We start from the raw sequence: 10,987 nt of genomic DNA, 5'->3' as shown, positions 1-10,987 counted from the left end.
CCTCTCAGGTTTAGCGAGGGAAAACCACCTGGGCCCGCAACTCGCCGGCAGGATTGGCTTGCGTATGGATGTTGAGGTAGTAGGCCCCGGCCAAGAAGCTGGAGACCTGCTCAACAGATAGGGTACGGGCGGTTCGGTTTAAAGTGACCACAGCACTGCCGCTGGCGGAGCTGGGCACCGCTACCGGCGGTACTTCGGCAGCAGGAGATAGGGTCAAGGTAGCCGTAGAGACTACAGCTCCCGGCGCAGGGGTCGCCGAGTTGCTGCTCCCGCAGCCGCTGAGAAACAAGTCAGCAGCTAGGCAGACGCCCCAAAAAGTTTTGAAGACAAAACGAGGCCGCAAGGCCGAATCCAGCAAAAGCGTCAACAATATGGAAAAAGCTCCTCGGTCGGAGAACAAGCCACCTCAAGTACGGAGCAGGCCGAGCTTCGGATTCACCCTCGGAGAACAAGGTCGCGATTGCCTGAGGAGTTGCCCCTGTTTCTCCGCGATCTTCTTCTCGAGGGGCTTCCCAAGAGGTCGAAGCAGCCCGACTGCCGACTCAGGAGGGGTGGAGGGCCGGAGATGGCCAAGCTCCAAAGCTCTCCCTCGCCAAACTTTCCCAGGCCAGGTTCGCCGATCTGTGGGTTTAATTGAACCGGGCTCGCCGGCGCAAGTTCAGTAAAATTGTCGCGATATCGGTCATCAAGACCTTCGTTGGGGCAGTCGTTCTTATGGCGAGGACAGGGGAGGGGAAAGGCAGCAGCTTAGCTCGAGAAAGGTCTCGGGATCCGGTGCGTCGTCAGCGCCGCTTCACTCAGGCTGCCTCCCCTTCTCGCCACTTGCTGCCTGCTCCGGCTGCCGAGGGATCCCTCTTGGCTTCCCGCCCCCAACCGCTGCGCCTCTCTCGCCAAAGAGCCATTGCCCGGATGCGCCAACGAGCTGCCCAGCCTCGCCGCCTGAGGCGGTCTCCGGCCCTGTTGGAGGTGTTGCTGCGAGGCCTGGGCCTCAGCCTGATGTTGGGCCTGACGATGGCTGGCCTATCGCAACTGCTGCAATCGACCACTCCTGCCCGGCCAGAACAGGATGCGATGCAGGAGCTCCCCTCCACCTTGCCCACAGACCTGTTAAGAGGACAGGAAATCCCCGCTTTGCAGGAGCGCTTGGCTGCTCTGGCCGATCAGCCGGGCCTGACAGCAGGAGCCCTGTTCTGGGAGGTGGAAAGCGGCGCCTTTGCCGGGGTGAGGCCGGATCAGGTTTTTCCTGCCGCCAGCGTCATCAAGATCCCGATTCTCCTGGCTTTTTTGCAGGCAGTGGAAACGGGTCAGGTGCGGCTGGACGAGAGGCTGACTTTGAGAGAAGACCTCAGGGGCGGGGGAGCTGGCGTATTGCAGACCCGTCCCCTCGGATCCCGGGTCTCTGCTCTGGAGGCAGCTACCCTCATGAGCACCATCAGCGACAACTTCGCCGCCAACCTCATCATCGATCGCCTCGGCGGTCGGGAAGCCCTCAACCAAAAGTTTCGCCAGTGGGGGCTGCAGCACACGCAAATTTCCTGGTGGCTGCCGGATTTGGAGGGCACCAACACCAGCAGCCCGCGCGACATGGTCTGGCTGCTCAGCCAGGTGGAGCAGGGGCGAATGCTCAGCCGCCGCAGCCGCGACCGCTTTTTGGACATCCTCTGGCGCACGCAGCGGCCCTCCTATTTTCGCCCCAACTTGGGCCAAGAGGTGCGCATTGCCCACAAGACGGGAACTCTCAGGTCGGTGGTGGGAGATGCCGGCATACTCGATTTGCCCAACGGGCGACGCTACGTGGCAGCAGTGTGGGTAAAGCGGGAAACTCCCAACGATCCCAAAGCCGAAGAGCTAATCGCCAAACTCTCCCAGGCTGCCTATGAGTTTTGGTCTGCCGAAGGCGAGCCCACCGCTTCGGCTGCTGCCGATAGCCCGTAGCCCTAGGGGATCGCCCATCCCGGCAGAGCAGCAGCGTCAAAATTAAAAAGTTGGATCTTAAAAAGTTGGATCAGCCAACATCCAAGCCAGAACGGTGAGGTTATGGCCGAGACTCTTCCCCCTTCCCAAGCTCCTCCAGCAGGGGATCCCCTTATCAAACTGGATCAATTTCTCAAGCTGACGGGAGTTGTGCCCACCGGCGGGCAGGCCAAGCAGCTCATCCAGGCGGGGCAGGTGCGGGTCAACGGCGAGGTGGAAACCCGGCGAGGGCGCAAGTTACGCCTGGGGGATGAGGTGGCAGTAGCGGGCCAAGTTTGGCAGGTGGGCTGGGATGGGAAGAGGATCCAGAGCTCTGCCACAGGGGGAGGTCGGGTCTGCCTCTAGTCAGTCAGGGTTTTGCTGAGAAAAACTGTTCGCGTCAGCGGGACGGCGTCCTTACGTTTCAGGGATGCTCAAGAACCACAAGTTGGTAGGCAGCATTGCTGACTGTGGGTTCTATGAGTTTCGGCGACAGCTAGAGTACAAGTGCAAGCTCTAGAGCTGTCAGTTGGTTGTGGTGAACAGGTTCTTCCCTTCCAGCCAACTGTGTTCAAGGCCTACGGCCCGCTGCCGCGAACGACGGGAAGTTACGCCTGTGAAGACTCCTCTGCCCCCCTACATCCCCCCGTATACGGGGGGACTAAGGGGGGGTTGGGCAACCAACGAGGTATGGGTCGTGGAAGTAGAAAGGAAGCAACGACGCTGGACAAAAGTTCGTTTTTGTTTAGCGTTGTGTAAGTCTTGCGGAGCGGCAAGGTCAAGTAGCCGAGCCCTTGCTCCCCAACTGCAACCAACTCCACAACCGCTGACCTAAGCTGGGAACAGTTTTCTTTTCTTTTTCTCGCTGTGCCTGCGTCCCCTCAGCCTCCTGTGCAGCAGGATTTTCCTCCCTTGCCCCCGCCACCTCCCCGCTCTCCGGCTCTAAGGGTGGTGGAGACAGCTTTCTTAGCCAGCACTGCTGCTTTGATCTGGATCTTGAGCTACACGCCGCTGGCCCCGTTTATGCGTCTGTTTTTCCCCATTCCGGTGGCGCTGGCGGTGATGCGCTGGGATCCCCGCACCGGGGCGATGGCGCTGGCGGTCTCTGCTCTGTTGCTGACGGTGCTGATGGGGCCCACGCGCAGCATTCTCTACGTCATTCCCTACGGCCTGCTGGGCTACTGGTGTGCCCGCCTATGGCGGCGGCGCCTTTCCTGGTATGTCTCGGTGGCCAGCGGCGCTGCCCTCAGCGCTTTCGGCCTCGTTTTCCAGTTGCTGCTCTCCTCGCTGTTGGTGGGGGAAAACCTCTGGACTTACGTCACCATCCAACTCACCGGCTTGACCAACTGGCTGCTGGATGTGTCTCTGGCCAGGCTGGGCGTGTACTGGGTGGCAGAACCCTGGATGGTTCAGGTGGTGGTGGCAGGGTTTATCGCCTTTAACTCCCTGGTCTACGTCTTCACGGTGCATTTGGTGGCAGCTCTGGTGATGGAGCATTTCCGCTGTCCGCTGCCGCCGCCGCCGAAGTGGGTGCAATTTTTGCTGGATTAGCAGCCGCCTATACCTCTAAGGTGACTACCGCCATGGGATAAACTTGTAGACCCTACCCCCATAGCTTCTACCCCTGTTCCTGATGAACCCACTGCCCCCTCCTGCCTACCCCTACCAGTTCCGCGCCCTGGGCTTGATCAAGGGATCCCTAAAATCGATCCCGCAGACTTATGCTCAGGCGACGCTGGTTGCCGCCGATGGCGTAGAGTATCCGGCCACCCCTGGCCGCGCGGAGCTGCTGCGCCCTTTCACCTATTGCATCGAGAGCGGCCACACCTACTGGTACTACGTGCAGCCGCAGCCGCGGTCGGGCGGCACTTTGGGCCTGAGCGTTATCCGCATCCTGGCCTTGCCGGAGGAGGAGCAAGATCCAGATCTGGACGAGCCCTTTCTGCCTGCCCCCGAGGATGTAGAGGAGGGCTTTAACATTCGCGGCATCGTCGAGCCCCACGACGGCTTCATCTGGGTGACGGTGCGGCGCAAGCCCCAGGGGAACAAGCAATTCCCCCCCCTGCAGCTGCGTCTGGAAGGGTTCTTGCCGGGGGCCGTCGCCGGCGAGTTTTGGGATCTGTTGGCGGAGCGGGAGGGTCATAAGCTGCTGCTGGTGGATGGCAGCCGCCTCTTGACAGCGGTGGCCTAACTGCCTAAAACTAACCCAACCTGCTACCCCAGATCCCCAACTGATGGTGTCTGCTGCCGGCTTGTCCCAACGGGTTGCTCGTCTCTCTCCTTCCGCAACGCTGTCGATTTCGGCTCTGGCCAAGGCCATGCGGGCAGAGGGTCTGGATGTCTGTATCCTGAGCGCTGGCGAGCCGGACTTCGACACCCCTGAGCACATTCGGGCTGCCGCCATCCGCGCCCTGGAAGAGGGCAAAACCCGCTACGGCCCCACTGCCGGGATCCCCACCCTGCGCCAGGCGGTGGCAGACAAATTGCGCCGAGAAAACGGCTTGGACTACAGCCCCGACCAGATCCTGATTAGCAACGGCGGCAAGCAAACCCTGTTTAACCTGGCCATGGTGCTGCTGGATCCAGGGGATGAGGTCATCCTGCCTGTCCCCTACTGGGTCAGCTATCCCGAAATGGTGGCTCTGGCAGGCGCTCAAGTGGTGCGGGTTCAGACCCAAGAGGCCCAGGGCTTCAAGCTCACTGCCGACCAGCTACGTCAGGCCCTCACCCCCCGCAGCAAGTTGCTCATTCTTAACTCGCCAGCCAACCCCACCGGCGCTGTCTATCACCGGCACGAGCTGGAGGCGCTGGCGGAGGTGATCCTCTCAGTTCCCCATCTCTACGTGGTCTGCGACGAGATCTACGAGAAGCTCGTCTACGGCGAAGCTCGCCACCTCAGCCTGGGATCCCTCTCTCCAGAGCTGCTGCCGCGCACTATCCTCAGCAGCGGCTTTGCCAAAGCTTATGCCATGACCGGCTGGCGCATCGGTTACTTGGCAGGGCCAAAGCCCATCGTCGAGGCGGCCATCAGCCTGCAAAGCCACAGCACCTCCAACGTCTGCACCTTCGCCCAATACGGTGCCCTAGAGGCCCTCACCAGCCCCCTTTCAGCGCCAGCGGTAGAAAAGATGCGCCAAGAGTTCTGGCGGCGGCGGGATCTGATGCTGGAGGGGATCCGCACCCTGCCAAAGGTAAGCTGTCCGGAGCCAGAGGGCGCATTTTACATCTTTCTCAACATCAGCCAGACCGGCTTGAGCTCGGTGGAGTTCTGCCAACGGCTGCTCAAAGAGCACCATGTGGCTGCCGTGCCAGGGGTGGCCTTCGGAGCCGATCACTGTATTCGCCTCTCCTACGCCGCCGACCGCGTCACCCTGGAAAAAGGTCTGGAGCGACTGCACCGCTTTCTCTCCTCCCTCTAAGGCGGGAAACTGGATGCTGCCAGCGCCCTGGTTGACCTAGAGGAGCTTCTTGACGATGAAGGAAGTAGACCTGGCCAAAGCCATCCAGCAGCGGCGCACTTTTGCCATCATCTCCCACCCCGATGCTGGAAAGACCACCCTTACGGAAAAGCTGTTGCTGTACGGAGGAGCCATTCAGGAGGCTGGAGCCGTGAAGGCCCGCCGCGCTCAAAAGCGGGTTACCTCCGACTGGATGGAACTGGAAAGACAGCGGGGTATCTCCATCACCTCGACGGTGCTCCAATTTGACTATCGCAACTTTCGCCTCAACCTCCTCGATACCCCCGGCCACCAGGACTTTAGCGAAGACACCTACCGAACCCTGGCGGCAGTGGACAACGCCGTGATGCTAGAAGATGCCGGCAAAGGGCTAGAACCCCAAACCCGCAAGTTGTTTGAAGTCTGTCAAATGCGGCGGCTGCCGATTTTTACCTTCATCAACAAGATGGATCGCCCCAGCCGGGATCCCCTCGAGCTCATGGACGAAATCGAGAGCGAGCTGGGCCTTAAGCCCTATCCTGTTACCTGGCCCATTGGCTCAGGGGAGCGCTTCACAGCTCTGTTTGACCGACGCACTCACGAGTTTCACTTCTTTGAGCGAGTCTCCGGGGGACGGCTACGAGTCAAAGATACAGTTATTAAACTCGGGGATCCCCAAGTGGAAGACCTAATCGAAAAAGATCTCTACTACCGATTTAAGGAAGAATTGGAGATCCTGGATGGCCTTATGCCCAGTTTGGATCTCAAACAGGTTCATGCTGGGAAACAAACTCCTGTCTTTTTCGGCAGCGCCATGACCAATTTTGGGGTGGAGCTGTTTCTCAATGCGTTTTTGGAGTACTCCCTGCCGCCAATGCCCCACGAAAGTACGGCTGGGCTGATTTCTCCAGAGTATCCTGAGTTCACAGGCTTTGTCTTTAAGCTGCAGGCCAATATGGATCCCCGCCACCGGGATCGCATTGCTTTTGTGCGCATCTGCTCCGGCAAGTTCGAGAAAGACATGGTGGTCAACCATGCCCGCCTCAACCGCCCAATCCGCCTATCCTACCCACAGAAATTGTTTGCTCAAGAGCGCATCTCCATTGACGAAGCTTACCCTGGGGATGTCATTGGCCTAAACAACCCTGGCCTCTTTACAATTGGGGATACGCTCTACACTGGCCCAAAGCTGCGCTACGCCGGGATCCCAAGCTTTTCCCCGGAGCTTTTTGCCTATCTCAAAAATCCCAACCCCTCCAAATTTAAACAGTTTCAGAAAGGGGTGTCAGAGCTGCGGGAAGAAGGGGCGGTGCAAATTATGTACTCCCTTGACGAATCCAAACGGGATCCAATCGTGGCCGCGGTGGGCCAGCTGCAGTTCGAGGTGCTGCAGTACCGCCTGGAACATGAATACAACGTTGAAACCCGCCTGGAGATGCTGCCCTACACGCTGGCTCGCTGGGTAGAAAACGGCTGGGAAGTCCTCCAGAATTTCCCCAGCCTGTTTAACACCCTCATTGTCAAAGACATTCAAGATAGGCCGGTTCTCCTCTTTAAAAACGAGTGGACCTTGCAGCAATTTATCAGCAGCAACCCCAAAATTAAGCTGAGCAAAATTGCTCCCATCGCGGATCTTGGCCCCGAATCCAAGGACGGCTCCTAAGGCCACTCAGAGCAACCTTCTCCGGGAACCTGCAAGTTCCGCTACCTGACCAAAGCTTTGCTGCTGTCTGGGATCGGGGTTGACATCTTCTTGCTCCCTGGCAATCTCGTTTTTGTAGATCCCAGCAATTTCTTTTTCTTCTTTTTTGGGTCATGCTTGCCAGGTCTTATTTCCAAGGCAAACCCATGGCAGTCGATAAACCGCTTTGCGACCGCTCGTTGTGGGGGCTGGATCCGCAGGCTATTTTTTTGAATCACGGCTCCTACGGCGCGACCCCGAAAACGGTGCTGCAGGCCCAGCGAGCCTGGCAAGAGCGCCTAGAGGCCCAGCCGGTACAGTTTATGGGGGAAGAGCTGCCGCGGGCTTTGCGGGCGGCGGCGGCAGAGCTGGCCCAGTTTGTTGGGGCTGAGCCTGAAAACCTTGTGTTTGTGGAAAATGCCACCGGCGGCGTCAATGCCGTGCTGCGCTCGCTGTCGTTTCGGCCAGGGGATCAGATCGCCTACACCAGCCACAGCTATGGGGCCGTCCGCCAGGCGTTGCGCTATGTCTGTGAACGCTGGGGGGCGGTGCTGGCGGAAGCCCAGGTTCCCTTTCCGATTGCGGGGCCGGAGCAGGTTTTGGCGGCGTTTGCGGCCATTCTCACCCCCCAGACTCGGCTGGCGGTGCTGGATCACCTCACCTCGCCCACGGCTCTGGTCTACCCCTTGGCGGAGCTGATTGGCCTCTGTCGAGAGCGCGGGATCCCAGTCTTGGTGGACGGGGCCCATGCGCCGGGGGTTCTCCCGTTGGAGTTGGAAAGCTTAGGAGCCGATTGGTACACCGGCAACGCCCACAAGTGGCTGTTTGCCCCCAAGGGCTGTGCCTTCCTGTGGGTGGCCCCCCACCGCCAGGCCCAAACCCATCCCCTGGCCATCTCCCACGGCTACGGGCAAGGATTCACAGCCGAGTTCGACTGGGTGGGCACCCGCGATCCCAGCGCCTGGCTGGCCATCTCGGCAGCCCTGGCCTTTATCCAGGAGCTGGGGGTGGAGAGGCTGCGCCAGCACAACCACACGCTGCTGCTGCAGGCGCGGCAGGTGCTCTTGGAACAATTGGAAGGGATCCCACCTGCCCCGGAGCGGATGCTGGGCTTTATGGCCACCCTGCCCCTGCCACCCTTCTGGCAACAGTGGATCCCGGAGCTGCCTTTGGCGGAGCGGGCCTGCCGCCTGCACGACTACCTCTGGCAGGTGCACCGCATCGAGGTTCCCATCCTTCCCTTTGCCGGGCAGCTTTGGGTGCGCATCTCGGCCCAGGTCTACAACCACCTGGCTGAGTACGAACAGTTGGCGCTAGCCTTGCAGCGGCTGCCGGAGTGATGTGCGCCCTCACCCCCAACCCCTCTCCCTCCGGGAGAGGGGAGATGGAACGGTCTCGCCACCCCCGTCTTGGGTTTGGGTTGCCGGGAAAGTTCGGCTAGAGTCAGATCAGTAGCTGCGTTCACTTCTTGCTCGGATCCTCATGCTCTCTCTGGCTGCCACGCAAGCCCATCTAGGCCCGATCGATCTGGATCGCCTGCTCACGCCTGAGATCCAGCGGCCAGCCCGCTACCTGGGGAAAGAGTTCGGCGCCGCCCACCGCCCCTGGGAGTCGGGGCGGGTGCGGTGGGTGCTGAGCTACCCGGAGCTGTACGAGGTGGGGGCCTCCAACCTGGGCCACCTCATCCTCTACAACATCCTTAACGCCCAGCCAGACCAGTTGTGCGACCGCACCTACCTGCCGGGACCGGATCTGGCGGCCCGGATGCGGCAGTTGCAGATCCCGCTGTTTGCCGTAGAATCGCGCCGCCCCTTGCGCGCTTTCCACATCATCGGCTTCAGCCTGGCCTACGAGCTGGGGGGCACCAACATCTTAGAGATGCTGGATCTGGCCGGGATCCCCCTCAAATGGTGGGAGCGCCAGCCCTTTACCCCGCAAGAGTGTCCCCTGATCTTTGCCGGCGGGCCCACCGCCACCTCCAACCCAGAGCCCTTTGCCGACTTTTTCGATTTCTTTGTCTTCGGGGATGGGGAAGAGGTGCTGCCGGAGATCGGCCAGGTGCTGGCTCAATCTCTAGCCAAGCCCCGCCGCGAGGTGCTCTTGGAGCTGGCCCAGGTGCCGGGGGTGTATGTGCCCCAGTTTTACGAGGGGATCCCGCCCCGCCCCATCGTGCCCGGCGTGCCGGAGCGCATCCGCCGCCGCGTGGCCCTGCCCCAACCGCAGTACTCCATTGGCCTAGTACCGCTGGTGGCAACCGTCCACGACCGCCTGGTCATGGAAGTGCGGCGCGGCTGTACCCGCGGCTGTCGCTTTTGCCAACCCGGCATGCTCACCCGCCCGGCTCGCGATGTGGATCCGCAAGCGGTGGTGGAGGCGGTGGTGCAGGGCCTGCGCAAAACCGGCTACAGCGAATTTTCCCTTTCTTCCCTCAGTTGCTCCGACTACCTCTCCCTGCCGGCGGTGGGGGCCGAGCTGCACAACCGCCTGCTGGGGGAGCACGTCGCCCTCTCGCTGCCCAGCCAGCGGGTGGATCGCTTCGATGAGCAAATTGCCGCCATCATGAAGGGATCCCGCCGCTCGGGGCTGACCTTTGCCCCAGAAGCCGGCACGCAACGGCTGCGGGACATCATCAACAAGGGTCTTAGCGATGTTGACCTCATTCGCGGCATTCGCACCGCCGTCCAGGAGGGCTGGGACAAGATCAAGCTCTATTTCATGATCGGCCTGCCGGGAGAGACTGACGCCGATGTCATTGGGATTGCCCGCACGGTTGAGATGCTGCAGCGAGAATGTGCGGCCTTGGGTCACAAGAAGGTGGAGTTTACCCTCACGGTCTCCAACTTTGTCCCCAAGCCCCACACCCCCTTCCAGTGGCACCGGGTGGACTACGCCGACGTGCAGCGCAAGCAGGCCTTGCTGCAAAAGGAGCTGCGGCGGCTGCGGGGGGTCAAAGCCCACTTCACCGACATCCGCTTCAGCATCCTGGAAGACTTTATTGGCAAGGGGGATCGCTCCCTGGGCCGCATGATCGAGCAGGCCTGGCGGGCCGGCGCCGGCCTGGACGCCTGGTGGGAAAACATCGACGCCGCCTATGCCGCCTGGGTCAAGGCCTACTGCGGCGAAGCGGTGGATCCCAGCGCCGATCCGGTTGCCCTCTGCGCCCATCTCCCCATGCGCGAATTGGGCCTGGAGGATCCCTTGCCCTGGGATCACATCGATACCGGCATCGACAAAAAATGGCTGCAGAAAGACTACCGCCGCGCCCTGGAAGCCATCACGGTGGAAGACTGCTCCTTTGAGAAGTGCTCCGCCTGCGGCATCTGCGGCCCCGGCTTTGGCCACAACATCGTCATCCCGCCCCCGCCCGTCCCACCCCTGCAAAGCCGGCCCACCCCCACCCCAGATCCCCTGGAGCCGCAGCCGCCCGCCCAGCGCTTCCGCATCACCTACGGCAAAACTGGGGATCTGCGCTGGCTGGGCCACCTGGATCTGATGCGGCTGTGGGAACGGGCCTGTCGGCGAGCGGGGCTGCCTCTGGCCTTTAGCGGCGGTTACCACCCCATGCCCCGCCTGGCTAACGCCAACGCCCTGCCCATCGGCCAGGAAGGCTATGGGGAGATCCTCGATCTGGAACTCCTGGCCCGCCCCGGGGCTCCCTTTACCCCGGAGGAGCTGCGCGCCCTGCTGGCCGAGCAACTGCCCCCCGAAATTCCCATCCAGGCCATTCAAGAGATCGGCCTGCGGGATCCCTCGGCTACCGAAGCGGTTTACGCCGCCGAATATCAACTCAGCGTGAGCTGCGAGTTGCCCGAAGCCGACTGGCCGACCTGGGTTACCCAGATCCTGGATGCGCGGGAAATTTGGATTGAAAAATCCACCAAATCCGGCAAACCCTGTCGCTTCAACGCTCGCCCCC

At 61.2% G+C, this 10,987-nt stretch carries 9 protein-coding genes; 8 read left to right on the top strand and 1 reads right to left on the bottom strand.

The window, feature by feature from the left end:
• Positions 1–10: 10 nt before the first annotated feature.
• On the bottom strand, positions 11–343 hold the full coding sequence (locus tag NW809_RS07365) for a CHRD domain-containing protein (protein ID WP_414401836.1): 333 nt from the start codon (positions 341–343) through the stop codon (positions 11–13).
• 371 nt (positions 344–714) lie between these two features.
• Here NW809_RS07365 and NW809_RS07360 point away from each other — a divergent pair, with 371 nt between their 5' ends.
• The 8 genes from NW809_RS07360 to NW809_RS07325 form a co-directional block, all read left to right on the top strand.
• Entirely contained in the window at positions 715–1,935 is a 1,221-nt protein-coding gene (locus tag NW809_RS07360) for a serine hydrolase (protein WP_049749719.1), read from the top strand.
• 102 nt (positions 1,936–2,037) lie between these two features.
• Complete coding sequence (locus tag NW809_RS07355) at positions 2,038–2,319, top strand: RNA-binding S4 domain-containing protein (protein WP_011429702.1); 282 nt, start codon at positions 2,038–2,040, stop codon at positions 2,317–2,319.
• A gap of 501 nt (positions 2,320–2,820) precedes the next feature.
• The gene (locus NW809_RS07350; RefSeq protein ID WP_011429703.1) at positions 2,821–3,504 is read left to right on the top strand and encodes a DUF2232 domain-containing protein; all 684 of its coding nucleotides are present in this window, start codon (positions 2,821–2,823) and stop codon (positions 3,502–3,504) included.
• Between the two features lie 82 nt (positions 3,505–3,586).
• Complete coding sequence (locus tag NW809_RS07345; protein WP_011429704.1) at positions 3,587–4,144, top strand: hypothetical protein; 558 nt, start codon at positions 3,587–3,589, stop codon at positions 4,142–4,144.
• Between the two features lie 43 nt (positions 4,145–4,187).
• On the top strand, positions 4,188–5,372 hold the full coding sequence (locus NW809_RS07340) for a pyridoxal phosphate-dependent aminotransferase (RefSeq protein WP_414401835.1): 1,185 nt from the start codon (positions 4,188–4,190) through the stop codon (positions 5,370–5,372).
• 55 nt (positions 5,373–5,427) lie between these two features.
• The gene (locus NW809_RS07335; RefSeq protein ID WP_414401834.1) at positions 5,428–7,053 is read left to right on the top strand and encodes a peptide chain release factor 3; all 1,626 of its coding nucleotides are present in this window, start codon (positions 5,428–5,430) and stop codon (positions 7,051–7,053) included.
• Positions 7,054–7,238: 185 nt separating this feature from the next.
• Complete coding sequence (locus NW809_RS07330) at positions 7,239–8,411, top strand: aminotransferase class V-fold PLP-dependent enzyme (protein ID WP_414401833.1); 1,173 nt, start codon at positions 7,239–7,241, stop codon at positions 8,409–8,411.
• A 142-nt stretch (positions 8,412–8,553) separates the two neighbouring features.
• On the top strand, positions 8,554–10,987 hold a 2,434-nt coding region (locus NW809_RS07325), incomplete at its 3' end, for a TIGR03960 family B12-binding radical SAM protein (protein WP_414401832.1).

It is taken from the genome of Synechococcus sp. WC101, from assembly GCF_047461555.1.
Lineage (GTDB): Bacteria > Cyanobacteriota > Cyanobacteriia > Thermostichales > Thermostichaceae > Thermostichus.
The sequence above is the reverse complement of the archived record's forward strand: the minus strand, read 5'-3'. Positions and strand labels throughout refer to the sequence as shown.